12 protein-coding genes are annotated in these 14,852 nt (G+C 74.2%); 5 read left to right on the top strand and 7 right to left on the bottom strand.

Features of this window, described 5'->3' with window-relative positions:
- Nucleotides 1–220: 220 nt before the first annotated feature.
- Entirely contained in the window at nt 221–1,129 is a 909-nt protein-coding gene (locus ACSTA4_RS11465; protein ID WP_013152459.1) for an Lrp/AsnC family transcriptional regulator, read from the bottom strand.
- Nucleotides 1,130–1,624: 495 nt separating this feature from the next.
- Here ACSTA4_RS11465 and ACSTA4_RS11460 point away from each other — a divergent pair, with 495 nt between their 5' ends.
- The 3 genes from ACSTA4_RS11460 (at nt 1,625) to ACSTA4_RS11450 (ending at nt 5,007) form a co-directional block, all read left to right on the top strand.
- Entirely contained in the window at nt 1,625–3,160 is a 1,536-nt protein-coding gene (locus ACSTA4_RS11460) for an LCP family glycopolymer transferase (protein WP_444963511.1), read from the top strand.
- A 127-nt stretch (nt 3,161–3,287) separates the two neighbouring features.
- Nucleotides 3,288–4,064, top strand: a complete 777-nt coding sequence (locus tag ACSTA4_RS11455; RefSeq protein WP_444963510.1) for a cell wall anchor protein — start codon at nt 3,288–3,290, stop codon at nt 4,062–4,064.
- 154 nt (nt 4,065–4,218) lie between these two features.
- Nucleotides 4,219–5,007 (top strand): hypothetical protein, encoded by a 789-nt coding sequence (locus ACSTA4_RS11450; protein WP_444963509.1) that lies wholly within the window; start codon nt 4,219–4,221, stop codon nt 5,005–5,007.
- Nucleotides 5,008–5,124: 117 nt separating this feature from the next.
- Here ACSTA4_RS11450 and ACSTA4_RS11445 read toward each other — a convergent pair whose 3' ends face one another.
- Nucleotides 5,125–5,334: a dodecin gene (locus ACSTA4_RS11445; protein WP_444963508.1), complete on the bottom strand. Its 210-nt coding sequence runs from the start codon at nt 5,332–5,334 to the stop codon at nt 5,125–5,127.
- A 544-nt stretch (nt 5,335–5,878) separates the two neighbouring features.
- On the opposite strand from ACSTA4_RS11445, the gene ACSTA4_RS11440 reads away from it, so the two are divergent.
- Complete coding sequence (locus tag ACSTA4_RS11440) at nt 5,879–6,088, top strand: hypothetical protein (RefSeq protein WP_248769896.1); 210 nt, start codon at nt 5,879–5,881, stop codon at nt 6,086–6,088.
- Nucleotides 6,089–6,209: 121 nt separating this feature from the next.
- On the opposite strand, the gene ACSTA4_RS11435 is transcribed toward ACSTA4_RS11440, so the two are convergent.
- The 5 genes from ACSTA4_RS11435 to moaA all read right to left on the bottom strand — a co-directional run bounded on the left by ACSTA4_RS11435 (nt 6,210) and on the right by moaA (nt 13,564).
- On the bottom strand, nt 6,210–9,950 hold the full coding sequence (locus ACSTA4_RS11435) for a hypothetical protein (RefSeq protein WP_444963507.1): 3,741 nt from the start codon (nt 9,948–9,950) through the stop codon (nt 6,210–6,212).
- Between the two features lie 86 nt (nt 9,951–10,036).
- Nucleotides 10,037–10,636 (bottom strand): molybdenum cofactor guanylyltransferase, encoded by a 600-nt coding sequence (gene mobA, locus ACSTA4_RS11430; protein WP_444963506.1) that lies wholly within the window; start codon nt 10,634–10,636, stop codon nt 10,037–10,039.
- Nucleotides 10,637–10,670: 34 nt separating this feature from the next.
- On the bottom strand, nt 10,671–11,108 hold the full coding sequence (locus tag ACSTA4_RS11425) for a hypothetical protein (RefSeq protein ID WP_248769893.1): 438 nt from the start codon (nt 11,106–11,108) through the stop codon (nt 10,671–10,673).
- 91 nt (nt 11,109–11,199) lie between these two features.
- Nucleotides 11,200–12,387 carry an RtcB family protein gene (locus ACSTA4_RS11420; protein ID WP_444963505.1) on the bottom strand — a complete coding sequence of 396 codons (1,188 nt, stop codon included), beginning with the start codon at nt 12,385–12,387 and terminating at the stop codon, nt 11,200–11,202.
- Nucleotides 12,388–12,556: 169 nt separating this feature from the next.
- Nucleotides 12,557–13,564, bottom strand: coding sequence for a GTP 3',8-cyclase MoaA (gene moaA, locus ACSTA4_RS11415; protein ID WP_248774547.1), 1,008 nt, complete (start codon nt 13,562–13,564; stop codon nt 12,557–12,559).
- Between the two features lie 321 nt (nt 13,565–13,885).
- Between moaA and ACSTA4_RS11410 the strand changes: the two genes are divergently transcribed.
- Nucleotides 13,886–14,722 carry an alpha/beta hydrolase gene (locus tag ACSTA4_RS11410; protein ID WP_248769891.1) on the top strand — a complete coding sequence of 279 codons (837 nt, stop codon included), beginning with the start codon at nt 13,886–13,888 and terminating at the stop codon, nt 14,720–14,722.
- Nucleotides 14,723–14,852 lie beyond the last annotated feature (130 nt).

Genomic DNA, 14,852 nt, shown 5'->3' with positions numbered 1-14,852 from the left:
CGCGCCCGGTGCGGCCGGTACGGACCGACCCCTTCCCATACTCACCGGTAACTTAAGCGTGACGCAAGCCATGCACGCCGGAAACACGTAAAAATGCTACCGCTGGTTACAGATACGGACGGAAGAGGCCGCCCGCGCCTACCCAGCGTGCCCGCCGCCGGGGACCGCCGGTCCGCGGCGCGCTCCTCTCCGTCCGTCGCGCCGCGGATCACCGGTCCCTCTAGGGCGCGACCCACTCCAGGGGACGGTCGCCCCCCTTGCGCTCCTTGCGCACCGACAGGTGGTCCCAGGACTCCACGTAGCCGACCCCCGGGGTGGCGCGCACCCCCTCCAGGGCCTCCACCAGCTGGCAGCGGTCGGGCGCGGTGAGGGTGCCGATGACGTCGTAGCGCCCGAAACCGCTGGCCAGGAAGGAGATCCTGGGCATGTTCGCCAGCGCGGCCCCCAGCAGTTCGGCGTCGCCCCGGCAGCGCAGGCCGAAGCCCAGCCGCTCGTTGGCCCCCACCGCCGTGGGCTCCACCAAGGCGGTCACGTGCACCACTCCGGAGTCGAGCAGCCGCACCACCCGCGAGCGGGCCGCGGCCTGCGACAGCCCCACCTGGCGGGCCAGGTCCGCGTAGGAGGACCTGCCGTCCCTGAGCAGCTGCCGCACCAGGCGCCAGTCCAGGGCGTCCAGTTCGATGTCGCGCAGCTCCCGGACGCTGCTGTGGGCGTCCTTGAACACCGAGTTGGCGCGGAAGACCTCCGCGCCGTCCACACCGGGCAGCGCGCGCAGCTCCGAGAGCTCCTTGGTCAGGGCCGCGTCGTCGGCCACCCGCACCTGCGCCACGGCCGGGAAACGCCCGGCCGAGTGCGCGGCGAAGGTCACCGCCTCCCTCTCCCCCAGCGCGTCCAGCATCGGCCCCACGGGGCCGCTGACGCGGAACGACACGTGGCTGAGGACCTCCATTCCCACGACCCCGGCGTGCAGCACCCCGACGATCCTGATCGCCCCGGACTGCACGAGCTGGCGCACTCTGGCGCGTACCGCGGTCCTCGACAGACCGACCCCGTCGGCCAGTGCCTGGAACGTCGCTCGGCCGTCCCCTTGCAGCGCGCGCATGAGCGCGGTGTCAACCGCATCGAGCACGATGGCTTGCCTTTCGTTCCCATGACGCCGCCCTTCCCCCGGACGACGCCCCCTCCTGCGGCCAGATCATCGCAGCTGCGGCGTGCTCGCACTACTGATCGCCAAAGAAATCGGTTGATCTCCCCCTTTGGCGTCGTGGGAGGGGTCGACCAACGCCCCATCCGCCGCGTGCGAGACACATAACAGACTTGTATAGAACATCCCTCATGACTGAGTAGCGGTGCACACAAACCCGCGCAAAGCGCCACACTGAGAACTGTCGGGCCCGCACACGCACCCCGCGGGCTCTCCACGCCCGGAGGAGGACGGCCCGCACGGTACGTCCGAAAAGCACGGGTAGGCCCGTAGGGGAATCGAACGACCCTTCTCCGGCGTGTACATATCAGAGGTTTCGGACACGAGTCCGTGCCCGCGGCGTGGCACCGCACGGCGACCGCGGCGGGAACGGCGAAGACAACGGGGCGGTCCCGCCCCGCGGCTTGAGAGGAACCACCGGTGACAGCGGAGGACGATCAGCGGGACGAGGCGCCCGCGCGCCCGGGTACGGGCCGGGCGCTGCTGTGGACCGCGGCGTCGGTTCCCCTCCCCGGGCTGGCCCACCTGCGGATGCGCCGCAGGGTCGCGGGCGCCGTGATCCTGGGGGTCTACCTGGCTGCGATCGTGGGGCTGGTCGTGTGGGCGTGGCGGCTGGGCGCCGACGAGGCGAACACCATGGCGCGGCTGGCCACGATGGCGCTCCAGGACCAGTGGCTACTGAGAGCCATGGGCGTGGTGTTCGTCGTGGCGGTGCTGTGGCTGACGGTGATCGTGCACTCGTGGGTGATCACCCGGCCCGCGGGGGCGCCCCGGAACTCGCGGGTGCTCGGCGCGGCCGTGGTGCTGCTGCTGTGCCTGACCGTCGCGGCGCCCTCGGCGCTGGCCCTGCACGGCGGCTACACCGCCTACCAGACGCTGAACAGCGTCTTCCACGCCGAGGAGGACCCCCTCCTGCCCCCGCACGACGAGGCCGACCCGTGGAACGGCCAGGAGCGGGTCAACGTGCTGTTGATCGGCTCGGACTCGGCGGACAACCGCTACGGGGTGCGCACCGACAGCATGATGGTGGCCAGCATGGACACCGCCACCGGCGACACCGTGTTGGTGGGGCTGCCGCGCAACCTGGAGAACGTGCACTTCCCCGAGGACAGCGCCCTGGCCGAGCGCTACCCCGAGCCCTACGGCTTCGACCTGCTGCTCAACGACGTGTACCAGACGGTGGCCGAGGAGCCCGAGGAGCTGGCGCTCAACCCGGACGCGGCCGACCCCTCCGCCGACACCCTCAAGAGGGTCATCGGGTACAACCTCGACCTGGAGATCGGCTACTACGCGATGGTCGACATGATGGGCTTCCGCGACCTGATCGACGCGATCGGCGGCGTGGAGGTGCTCATCGAGGAGCCCATCCCCTACGGCGTGCACGGCGGGGTACTGGAGCCGGGCCTGCGCCGCCTCGACGGCCACGACGCGCTCTGGTACGGCCGCTCGCGGACCAACAGCGACGACTACGGCCGGATGGGCCGCCAGGGCTGCCTGATCAAGTACGTGGCCGAGCAGGTCGACCCGATGACCGTCCTGACGAGCTACCGCAGGCTCGCGGGCGCCACCGAGCGCACCCTGAGCACGGACATCCCCCAGGCCAAGGTGCCCGCGTTCGTCGAGCTGGCCGACAGGGTCACCGACACCGGGAGCATGAGCACGTTCCAGCTGTCGCCGCCCCAGGTCAACACGGCCAACCCGGACTGGGAGCAGGTCAAGGCCCTGGTCGCCGAGGCGATCGCCGGCAGCGGGTCCGAGGGCGACGACGTGGCCGCCGAGCCCTCCGGCGCCCCCTCCGCGGAGGAGTCCGCCGCGCCCTCGGAGCCGGCCGAGCCCACGGAGGACGACGGGCTGACCGAGTGGCAGGAGTACACGGGCCTCGACGAGGAGGAGCCCGAGGAGCCGGGCCGCCAGGTGGGCGAGGAGCCCAGCAGCCTGGAGGCCCTGTGCCCCTGACCGGGCGCTGAACCCGGTGCGCGGCCCCCGCTCCCCCGCGGGGGCCGCGCGCAACCCCGCGTGACCGGTGTCGGTCAGAAGAACGCGGACCGTTGCGGGCCGCTCACCGCCGTGTGACCCTGACGCGGTGACCCCCGCGCAGATCTGGACCCTCGTCGCGTTGGGCGCCTTCCACGGCCTGCACCCGGGCATGGGCTGGCTGCTGGCCGTGGGCCGCGGCCTCCAGGAGGGCGGTCGCGCGGAAGTGCTGCGGTCGCTGCCCGCCATCGCCGCCGGGCACGCCGCGAGCGTGGCGGTGGCGGCCGTGGCCGTCACCGCGACCGGCTCGGTCACCGCTTCGGTGCTCTTCCCGGTGGCGGGCGGCACGCTGATCGTTCTGGTGGGGCTGGTGATGCTGCTGTCGCACCGGCACTTCCAGTGGCGCGAGGTGCGGCTGCCGCTGTGGCAGCTGTCGGCGTGGTCGTTCCTGATGTCGTCGGCGCACGGTGCCGGGCTGATGGTGCTGCCGGTGCTGGCGGGGCAGCTCGCGCACACGCACTCCGGCGGGCACGGAGGACACGGCGCCGGGGCGGAGGGGGCCGCGGCGGAGGACGTGGAGGAGGGCGCGGCCCCGGTCGGCGGCGGGGAGGGCCCGGCGGCGGAGGCGGCCGGAGGCGCCGGCGCGGAGGCGGCGGGCGGGGCGGTGGCCGAGGGGGCCTGGACCCTCTGGGACGCGACGCTGGTCGGCCTGGCCGCGACCGGCGTGCACACGCTGGCGATGCTGGGCGCGGCGGGGGTCGCGGCGCTGCTCGCGCACGACTTCCTGGGGGTGCACGCGCTGCGCTGGCGCGGTGTGACCATGGACCGGATCTGGGCGCTGACCCTGGTCCTGGGCGGATTGTTCGTCCTGTGGTCGATCCGGTGACCCGCGACGACGGCCTCCGGGGACGGTAGAGCCGCCCCGGCAGGGGGAAAAATGTCCGCGGTGCCGGAAACCCGGGGGTCCTCCCGGGAGTTGTCTCTCTGAAAACGCGTCGGCGGTGACGGCACCGCCCGGCACGAACACGGAGGAGCGGGGCATGACACACAGCAGCTCGCGGCCCGAGCGCCGGTGGACCGGCGCGCTCATGGCCGTGGCCGTTCTGTTGGTGCTGGCCGTCGTCGCCGTCGTGAGCGCACGCTGGGTGGCGCGCAACACCGACCTGTTCCCCGCCTCGACGCCCTGGGGGCCGGAGTGCTCGGTGTGGACGGGCGAGGTGGACGTCCGCCTGGACCGGGACCAGGCCCGGCGGGCGACCACCGCGGCCGCCGTCGCCGTGCAGGGCGACAGCGCCCCGATCGGGGCGCCCGACACCAGCGACATCCCCGAGACGGCGATGACGCTGCTGGAGGAGGGACCGGAGGAGGACGCCGGGCCCTCGCTGACCTGCCGTTCCACCAAGAACCCGGACCTCGCGGTGGAGGAGGGGCTTGAGCCCTCGGGCCTGAGGCCGCGCGCCCAGCGCCTGCTGGAGGGCATGGAGGAGCACTTCTCCGGTCTGAGCCTGGGCGGTTACGAGCCGGGCGGCTTCGACACCGGCCACGGCGACGACTCGGCGCACTACGACGGCCGCGCGATCGACGTCTTCTACCGGCCGGTCAACGAGGACAACCGCCGCGCGGGCTGGGTGATGGCGCACTGGCTGATCGCGCACGCGCCCGACTACGAGATCGACGTGATCATCTTCGACGACCGGATCTGGAGCACGAGCTTCCCGTCGCTGGGGTGGCGCGACTACGAGGCCGACCCCGACAACGAGATCCTGCGCCACCTGGACCACGTGCACGTGGACGTGCAGCGCGGGCGGGAGGCCCCCGAGGGCGGGTGAGGCGGCCCCGGACCCGGCGCGGTCTCGGGGGAGGGCGGCGGGGAAAACCGCTGTCGGCACGGGGGTGAGGCGGCCGCGGTCACGGCGGACACGGGCCGTGACCGCGGCCGCCCGTCCTCACTCCTCCAGGCGGAAGCCCACCTTGAGGCCGACCTGGAAGTGGGCGACGTCGCCCTCCTCGATGTGGCCGCGTATCTCGGTGACCTCGAACCAGTCGAGTGCGCGCAGCGTGGCCGAGGCGCGGTCGATGCCGTTGCGGATGGCCTGGTCGATTCCCTGCGGCGAAGTGCCGACGATCTCCGTGACGCGGTAGGTGTTGTGGGACATGCGGGACCCCCTGCGTGGTCGGTTCTCGGCCGCGCGGAGCGCGACCCCCCGCTTTCTGCCTCCCCTTAATCCCCTGGAGCCACACGGAGCCCTCCCGGCGCACCCGCCTCGCGCCGACGTGCGGGGGCCGGGCGCTTTGCCGTCGGCGGGGGCTCTCGGGGGACGCCGTTGGGACCGGCTTGACCCGTGGTCGCGCCCCACGAGCCAGGAGTTATGAGCGAAAAGCCAGGTGAGTACTGATATGGGACTTAAGGCCTCTTATCGGCGGGACTCTCCCGAGACAACGTCGTAACTGACTCTTGACGTACACCGGGGGGCATCGGTGTACATTGGGTCTAGCGCTTCGGTCCCCCGTCGGAGCGCGGGAGCGGTGTTCCGAGCCCCCGTTGGAGCACCGCCTGCGACGCCGGGTGGTTTGCCCCCGTAACCACCCGGCGTCGCCTTGTGTCCGGCCCCGGGCCGCCCGCGCGGGCGGCCGGAGGCGAAGACCCGAACGTGCCCCTGGCTTGACCATGGAGGCAGTTTCCCGGCTTGGGGGTCAGCATTGGGCAAACCGGTGGAGGCGCAGTGCTCGCGGCGCGGGTGCCGCGCCGAGGCGACGTGGGCGCTGGTGTGGAACAACCCCAAGCTGCACACCCCCGACCGGCGCAAGGTGTGGACGGCCTGCGACGAGCACCGCGAGTACCTGTCCTCCTTCCTGGACATGCGGGGGTTCCTGCGCGAGACCGTCCCCATGGACGAGTTCGAGGGCTGACCGGCCGCCGGGACCCGTCGTCCGGCCCTCCGGGGACCGGGCCCGGCGGAAGCCTCCGCGGCGGGTCGCCCTCCGGGCGGGACGGCCGGAGACCGCGCCCGCCCTGCCCGGAAGGACCGCGCTACACCACCATCCGCCAGGCCGCGTCGCGCACCCTCTCGTGGCCGAGGTCGCCCGCGCGGGAGAGCAGTTCCGGCCAGGGCCCGGCCCAGCCGGTCTCCCCGCCCGCCCTCTCCACCAGGCGCAGCCCCACGAGGGCCGCCGTCTCCCCCGCCGCGCCCTGGGTCACCGAGGCCGCGGCGAACAGGCGGCGCACCACCTCCTCCCGCGTCCGCGGTTCGATATCCGACTCGCCGTAGGAGGACTGGACCGGCATGAGGAGCCCGTCCAGCTCCCACCGGCCGACGGTCCCCCGGGCCAGCAGGTGGGCACCGGCCAGGAGCAGGTCCACGAGCCGCCGCGCCCGGGGAGCGCCGTCCGGTGCCTCGCACTCGTTCGCGATCCTGCGCTGGACGAGGAGGAGCGCCTCGGGGGCGAACTCCTTACGGGTTCCGAGCATGCCGAGCACCGCGTCCACCTGCTCCCGGAGCACGGGGTCGCGGTCCCCGTCCCACGACATCCGGCTCTGGAGGAGCCCGACCAGCCTGCGCACCCTCCGGTGGGCGGAGTCCTCCGACGTGCGCAGGGGCCCGCGTGCGGGCACCCCGTGCCCGGGCCCGGGAAGGGCCGACAGGAGCCGGGCCAGCATCCCGCTGATCCGGCCGGTCCCCCGCCCGTCCGCGATCAGCTGTTCGAAGGCGCGGATCGCCCGCTCGCCGTCCCTCTCCATGTCGCACACGGCCTCGGCCAGCGCGTCGAGGTCGTGGTCGGTCCAGGGCGCCCAGCGGCCGGTCCAGCCGGGGAACCGCCAGTGGTCGCGGGAGGGCTCCGGCAGCGAGGCCACCACCCTGGCGGCCCCCTTCCTCCGCGACGGCGGACAGGCGAGCGGAGAGACCCGCAACACGGCGAACTGGATCTCCACCGGCGTGAACCCGGGCGCGTGACGGGTCAGGGCGGGCAGCGCGGCGGGGTGGTCCAGGGCGCGCACGAGCGCGCCCGCCACGGCCGCGCGCACGTCCCGGTGCAGTCCGTCGCCGGTGTCCAGGACGCGGGCGAGGTGCTCGATCCCGCCGGGCGGGCGGTGGTGCTCCAGCAGCCGGGCGGCCGTCCTGCGGACGGTGACCTTGGCCGGACCGTCCAGGACCCGGCACAGCGCCGGACCGAGGCGGGAGGGGGCGACGCCCATCGCGCAGCGCGACATCGCCGGTCCGGCGGTCCGGGACCGGGGGCCGTCGGCGTGCGCCAGGACCAGGTCCAGGGCGCGTTCGGGCTCGTCGCAGCGGCCGAGGGCGCCCAGGGCGGCCTCGCGCAGGACGGTGTCGGGACCGTCGAGGTAGGGGGCCAGTCGGTCGGCCGCGCCGGGCAGCGCGGCCAGGGCGCGCAGGGCGCGTTCGCGGTCGTCGATGGCCTGGGAGGGGTCGTCGGCGATCCCCGCCAGGTGGTCGGCGGCCCGGGCCCGCAGTGCCTCCGGCCAGTCCCGCACGATCCGCCGGTCGAGGTCGGGCACCCAGGCACCCGCGTCGGCGGCGCGGCGCTCCCCGGCCGCGTCGAACGCGGCGCGGAGCGCGGACGGCTCTGCGTGGCGCACGAGGAGGCTCCACACCCGGGGAACGCGGGCCGCGGACGGGTCGGCACCGAACAGCGCCCGCGCGTCGGCGCGGGCGCCGGGGCCGGTCAGGTACAGCCGCGCCGCCTCGCGCGCGGTGGCCTCGGCCTCCGCGGTGGTGGGGGCGCCGGTGAACCGGAGACCGGAGGGGCCGGTGGTGCCCCAGGTCCCGGTGGGAGCCGCGGTGCCCCTGATACCGGAAGGGCCGGTAGTGCCCCCTGCCCCGCCGGGAACCACAGCTTCCCTGATACCAGAAGGGCCCGTGGTGTCCTCGGTTCCGGTAGGAGCCGCGGTGCCCCTGATACCGGAAGGGACCGTGGTGTCCCCGGTCCCGCTGGGAGGCGCGGCACCCCTGATACCGGAAGGGCCCGTGGTGTCTGTGGAACCCGTAGCGGACGCGTCGTGGCCGAGGGCGGCCGCCAGGTGCTCGCGCAGTTCCGGAACGCCGTGCACGCGGCGGCCGAGTTCGCGGGCCAGGGCGACGGCGGGGCCGAAGTCGTCCCGGGCGCGGGCGTCGTCGAGCGCCGGGGCGAGCCGCCGGTACAGCTCCCGCTCCAGCCCCCGGGGCAGCACCTGGTCCAGGGCGGGGTCCAGGTCGGCCCGGTGGCGCGGCGCGCTCCACCACGGGGGGAGCGAGCGCGGACGGCCCGGTTCGCCCAGCCCCCGCGCGCCGAAGCGCGCGACCAGGCCGGTGTAGGCCTCCAGCGCCCAGTCCGTCGCCTCCGCTTCCCGCCTGGTCAGGGGGTGGCGCAGCAGGGCGGCGGCCAGGTCGCGCAGGGCGCGGCGGGTGTCGGCCGAGGTGTCGCGTGAGCCCAGGGTGTCGGCGAGCACGCGGTGCAGGGCGGGCAGGGACGCCCGAGCGAGCAGCGCGGGGGCGACCCGGGAGAGGGAGCACAACAGGGAGCGGCGGACCGGGTCGCGTTCGGCCCGGGAGCGCTCGGCCCGCTCGGTGAGCACGCGGGCCAGCAGGTGCGGGTCGCCGGTGCGGGCGGTGGCCTCCACCAGCCGGGCCAGGCCGCGTGCACGGCGGACGGGGTCTCCGGCCGAGGCGGCATCCTCCAGCGGTCCGACCGCCTCCCCGTAGGGGAGGTGGGCGATCGCGTCCAGGTCCTGGTCGGGGTCGCCGTAGCGGGCGCTGCGGCTCTGGAAGGCGGTGATCTCCGCCAGCGCGCGGCGGGCCTCGGCCTCGGCGCGGTCGCGGGGCAGCAGGTCCAGGTAGGGCAGCAGGAGCAGCGCCCCGCGGCCGTCCCCGCGCCGGGCGATCCGGTCCAGGTGGGCGGTGCGCACGGGCCGGGGCATGGCCCGCAGGACGGGCAGGACCTGCGCGGGGGTGTGCCTGGCGTGCCTGAGCAGGCGACGGGTGTCGCGGGTACCGCCGGGTCCGGCGGGATAGCGGGTGGAGTAGCGGCGTTCGTCGCCGTCGCGGTACAGCAGTCGGTGGGTGTGGGGTGCGAGGAGCGCGAGGTCGCGGCGCTCCTCGCCGAGTTCGCCGAGCAGGGATCCGAGTTCGGCCGGTCGGACGGGGTCGAGCGCCTGGAGGACGCGCCTCAGGTCGCGGAAGCGCTCGAAGGTCCACCCGCCCCGGGCGTGCGTCCTTCGGAGCAGGTCCAGGAGTGCGTCGGGGTGGCGCCGGGCCAGCCGACGCCAGGAGCGCACGGCGTGGCGGAGGCCGGGCAGGTGTTCGGCGACCCGGCCGGGTGAGCACGCGGGCAGGAGGGCGGCGGCTTCGGCGTCGCCGTACTCCGCGCGCACCCGGGACAGGAGGGAGTCGGCGAGGCTGGTGCGCCGTGTGTGGTACAGGGTCCGGTAGAGGGCCCGGCGCAGACCGGTGGGCGCGTCGTCCAGAACGGGCGGCACGGCCTCGTCGGGCAGGGAGGGCTCGCGAAGGGCACGCAGGGCGGCCCGGCGCAGTTCGGGGTCGGGTCCGGCCAGATGCAGGGCCAGGGTGTCGGTGTCGCGCGCGGCCGCGGCCATGTGCACGGCGAGGCGCCCGTGACCGGAGGTTTCGAGCTGCCGGAGGATTCCGGTGAGGTGGGGTGTGCCCGCGTGGTCGCGGGCGTGGAGCGCCAGAGCGCGCATGCGCCGGGAGACGGCGCGGTCCTCCACGGAGCGGAGGAGTGAGGTGGCCGACCCGTACGTCGGCGCGGTGGGGCTCAACGGCCCGGGCGGAATCCGCCCTTCCTGATCGTCATGGCGCACATCATGGACCACCGCGACGCGCCCGCGCAACCCCGGTGCGGCCCTCAGCCGGTCGGCGGCTCCAGGATCCGGCGGGCGCGGTCGAGGTCGTCGGGGGTGTCGCAGTCGGCCACGGCCAGGTCGTCGGCCAGGGCCACCGCGCGGGGGGCGAGGGGGCCGAGCAGCCCGTACAGGGAGCGCCCCCGGTGGTCGGCGAGGGCGGCGCGCACGGCCTCGGTGCGCCACACGCCGGTGAGCCACTGCTCGCGTCCGGTCGAGTCCACGAACACCGCGCCCGCGCCGTCGGCGTCCTGGTCGGCGGCGGCGCTCAGGGCGGCCAGGTGTCCGGGGTCCAGGTGGGGCAGGTCGGCGGCCAGCAGCGCGAACCGGGGGGTGCGCACGTGCGGCAGACCGGCGCGCAGCGCGGGGACGGGGCCGGAGCCGGGCGGGTCCTCACGGACGTAGAGCGCGCGCGGGCTCTCGCGGGGCGGGCCGACCACGATCACCCGTCCGCCGTCCCCCGCTTCGGCGTTGTGGGCGCGGACGGCGTCGGTGACCCGCTCCAGCAGGGTGCGTCCGGCCACGGACAGGCCGGGCTTGTCGGCGCCGCCCATGCGGCGGGCCGCGCCCCCGGCGAGGACGACGGCGTCCAGGGTCTCGTTCATGGTCCCAGCATGGACCACGGCGCCGGCGGCGCGCTCACCCCTCCGTCTCGGCGAGCCCGTCCATCACGTCGTCCAGGACGGTCCGGCGGTGGTCCATCGACATCAGCCGCAGCTCCTTGAGCGCGGGGACGGTGTCCACGCTGGTGCCCTCCGAGCCGCGCACCGTGCACACCCGCATGCAGTGCTGGGTGGGCTGGCGCCAGAAGTCGCGCTCGTCGACGGGGGCGATGCGGTACACCGTGGCCGGGTACGTGACCGGCCTGCTCGGGGAGTACCAGTGCTGGGTGCGGGACAGCACGAACCCGGTGAGGAGCGAGTCGAACACGCCGCCGGTGGCGAGGTCGGCCAGGGCCTCGCGGTCCCCCTCCCGGCGGCACTCGTCGCAGCCGTCCAGTTCCGCCCGCAGCAGCCAGCGGGCGCGGGCGTGGCTCACCTCGGAGTTCTTGAGTTTGCTCGGGTGTCGGTGTCCCATGCAGGGAAGGGTACGCCGCTCCCGGGGTTCCGTCCGTGCGGACGGAGCGCTCCGGGAGCGGGCACCCCGGGGGCCGGTCCCGCGCACCGCCTCAGCCCTTGACGCACACCACCTGGCGCAGGTGGGCGACCACCTCGACCAGGTCGGTCTGGGCCTCGATCACCGACTCCAGGTCCTTGTAGGCGGCGGGGATCTCGTCCACGACGCCCCGGTCCTTGCGGCACTCCACTCCCCTGGTCTGCTCGACCAGGTCGGCCTCGGTGAAGGTCTTGCGGGCCTTGTTGCGGCTCATCCGCCGCCCGGCGCCGTGCGAGGCGGAGTTGAACGAGGCCGGGTTGCCCAGTCCGCGGACGATGTAGGTGCCCGTCGCCATGGAACCCGGGATGATCCCGAGGTCGCCCGCACCGGCGCGGATGGCGCCCTTGCGGGTGACGAGCACGTCCACCCCGTCGTAGGTCTCCTCGGCCACGTAGTTGTGGTGGCAGGAGATCCACTGCTCGAAGCGGGTGCCCGGGACCTGCTCGGCCAGGGTGCGGCAGGCCAGGCCCATCATGACGTCGCGGTTGCGCCGCGCGTACTCCTGGGCCCAGAACAGGTCCCGGCGGTAGGCGTCCATCTCGGGCGTGCCGGTGACGAACACCGCCAGGTCGCGGTCGGGCAGGTCCTGGTTGTGCGGCAGCGCCTGGGCCCGCTCGATGTGGTGGGAGGCCAGTTCCTTGCCGATGTTGCGCGACCCGGAGTGCAGCACCAGCCACACGGCGCCGCCGTCGTCCAGGCACACCTCCAGGAAGTGGTTGCCGCCGCCGAGGGTGCCCATCTGGCGCAGGGCGCGCTCGCGGCGGGGGTGCACGGCGTCGGCCAGGGCGTCGAACCCCGCCCAGAAGCCGGACCAGTCGGCCTCGCGCAGGGTGGGGACGGCGGCGGGGTCGACCGGTTCGTCGTGGGCGTGGTAACCGACCGGGATCACGGCCTCCAGGGCGGAGCGCAGCCGCCGGAGGTCGTCGGGCAGGCGCTCGGCGGTCAGGTCGGTGCGCACGGCGGTCATACCGCAGCCGATGTCCACGCCGACGGCGGCGGGGCTGACCGCGTCGCGCATGGCGATGACCGACCCGACGGTGGCGCCCTTGCCGTAGTGCACGTCGGGCATGACGGCCAGTCCGTGCACCCACGGCATGCGGGTGACGTTGCGCAGCTGCTCCATGGCCGCGGCCTCGACCCCGTCGGGTGCGGCCCACATGCGGATGGGGACGCGTTCCCCGGAAACCTCGGTGTAGGACATGTTCAGGCCACCTCCCTTTCCCGGCACGGCCTGTGGATTCGTTCGTACGGGGCGCGTACGCGGTCGCGCCCCCGGAACATCAAGCCAGAGCCGGCCGGAGGAGGCAACGGGTTTTCGGCCGGGGCGGGCGCGGGATCAGGGCGCACCGGTGACCTGCCCCGGCCGGGGCTCAGCCGCCGATCGCCGACATCGGCCGGGAGGGCTGGAGGAAGCTGGGGTCGTTGATGCCGTGTCCGGGCAGTTTGGCGGACACCGCGGCGGTCCAGCTCCGGGCGATCTCGTCGTCGGTGGCGCCGCCCCGCAACAGGGAGCGCAGGTCGGACTCCTCGCGGGCGAACAGGCAGTTGCGCACCTGTCCGTCGGCGGTGAGGCGGACGCGGTCGCAGGCGCCGCAGAAGGGCCGGGTGACCGATCCGATGACGCCGACGGTGGCCTGCTCCCCGTTGGGGAAGCGGGCTCCGCGCACGTGGAAGAGCTCGGCCGGGGCGCTGCCGCGCGTGTCGGCGTCGGCCGGGTCGAGGGTGAACTCGGTTTCGAGGGTGGCGAGGATCTCCTCGGCGGTGATCATGGTGTCGCGCCGCCAGCCGTGCTGGGCGTCCAGCGGCATCTGCTCGATGAACCGCAGCTCGTAGCCGTGTTCGACGCAGAAACGCAGCAGGTCGGGGGCGTCGTCGTCGTTGACGCCGCGCATGAGCACGGCGTTGACCTTGACGGGGGTGAGCCCGGCCCGGGCGGCGCCCGCCAGGCCGTCGAGGACGTCGTCGAGCCTGCGGCGGCGGGCGAGGGTCTCGAACACGTCGGGGCGCAGGGTGTCAAGGGAGACGTTGACCCGGTCGAGCCCGGCCTCGGCGAGGGCGGGGGCCATCCGGGCCAGCCCGATGCCGTTGGTGGTCAGGGCGGTCTGGGGGCGGGGCTCCAGCGCGGTGGTCCCGGCGACGAGGCCGGGCAGGCCTCGGCGGAGCAGGGGTTCTCCGCCGGTGAAGCGCACCTCGGTGATACCGAGGCGGGTGACACCGATGCGGATGAGGCGCAGGAGTTCGTCGTCGGTGAGTAGTTCCGGCTTGGGCAACCACTCCAACCCCTCCGGTGGCATGCAGTAGGTGCACCTGAGGTTGCAGCGGTCGGTGAGCGAGACCCGCAGGTCGGTCGCCACTCGTCCGTAGGAGTCGGCCAGCACGGGCGTCACCCTCTCCAGTCCGGGTTGTCGGGCGGTCCGTGTACGGAGGTGTACCCGGCCCGAGGGGTACCCATAGATAAGCGTAGAAGATCCCTTTAAGCGGCGGGCAGTCCCGATCGTGCCATATGCCGTTTTTCGTGGGCTGACACGAGAAACCGGTCGGCGTATCGGCTGATCCCACACTCCCCCGGGGCCACGGGCCGCGCGGACCCGCTCCGCCCTGCTGCGCACCGGCCCCGGCCCGCCGTAGGGTGACCATCCGACGGTCGTACACGGCTTCGATCGTCGCAGACGAAGGCTCGGGCGAGGAGGCGGGACACGGTGATCACCACACGCGAGTGGGCCCTGGCGGGCGGACCGGACGGTTCGGGGAAGCTGGCGGCGCGGGCGTGGGCCCCGGCCGAGGGCGAGCCGACCTGGCTCGCGGTGCTGGTGCACGGCTACGGCGAACACCTGGGCAGGTACCACGCGGTGGCCGAGGACCTGGTCCGGGCGGGCGCGGTGGTCTACGGCGCCGACCACCGCGGACACGGGGGCTCCTCCGGTGAGCGGGTCCTGATCGAGGACTACGCGGGCGTGGTCGAGGACGTGCACCGGCTCATCACCCAGGCGCGCACCGCCTACCGGACGCTGCCGCTCGTGCTCATCGGCCACTCCATGGGCGGGCTCATCGCCTCCCGCTACGCCCAGACCCACCCCGAGCGGCTGAGCGCGCTGGTGCTGTCCGGGCCGGTGCTGGGCCGGTGGGAGGCCCTGGAGCGGATCGCCGCCGCCGAGGAGATCCCCGACGCCCCCATCGACCCGTCCACGCTCTCGCGGGACCCGGCCGTGGGCGAGGCGTACGTGGCCGATGAACTGGTCTGGCACGGACCCTTCAAGCGCGCCACGGTGAACGCCATGCTCACCGAGATCGAGCGGGGCCTGGCCGCCGGGAGCGTGGGGCCGCTGCCGCTGCTGTGGGTGCACGGCTCCGACGACCGGCTGGTACCGCTGGAGGGCACCCGGGTGGGCGTGATGGCGATCATGGGCGAGGACTTCACCGCGCGGGTCTTCCCCGGCGCCCGGCACGAGGTGTTCAACGAGACCAACCGGGACGAGGTGCTGGGCGAGGTGGTCCGCTTCGCCCAGCGCTTCGCCGTGCCCGCGGGCGACGCCTGAGGGGCGTGCCGGAGCGGACGGTAACCCGGCACCGACTTGTCCACAGGCGCGGATCGAGGGTGGTGCCGGGGCGGCCGGGCGTGGTGAGCTGTTGGCAAGGGGACCTCGTACCTTCCCCTCCCCTCGGTGT

The sequence above is a fragment of the Nocardiopsis sp. M1B1 genome, from assembly GCF_052466615.1.
This window is presented reverse-complemented; position numbering and strand designations above follow the sequence as displayed.

Bases quoted from the DNA above. Each gene is read 5' to 3' on its own strand.
- ACSTA4_RS11450 (WP_444963509.1), top strand. From the start codon at position 4,219: ATGACACACAGCAGCTCGCGGCCCGAGCGCCGGTGGACCGGCGCGCTC.
- ACSTA4_RS11445 (WP_444963508.1), bottom strand. From the start codon at position 5,334: ATGTCCCACAACACCTACCGCGTCACGGAGATCGTCGGCACTTCGCCG.
- mobA (WP_444963506.1), bottom strand. From the start codon at position 10,636: ATGAACGAGACCCTGGACGCCGTCGTCCTCGCCGGGGGCGCGGCCCGC.
- ACSTA4_RS11425 (WP_248769893.1), bottom strand. From the start codon at position 11,108: ATGGGACACCGACACCCGAGCAAACTCAAGAACTCCGAGGTGAGCCAC.
- ACSTA4_RS11420 (WP_444963505.1), bottom strand. From the start codon at position 12,387: ATGTCCTACACCGAGGTTTCCGGGGAACGCGTCCCCATCCGCATGTGG.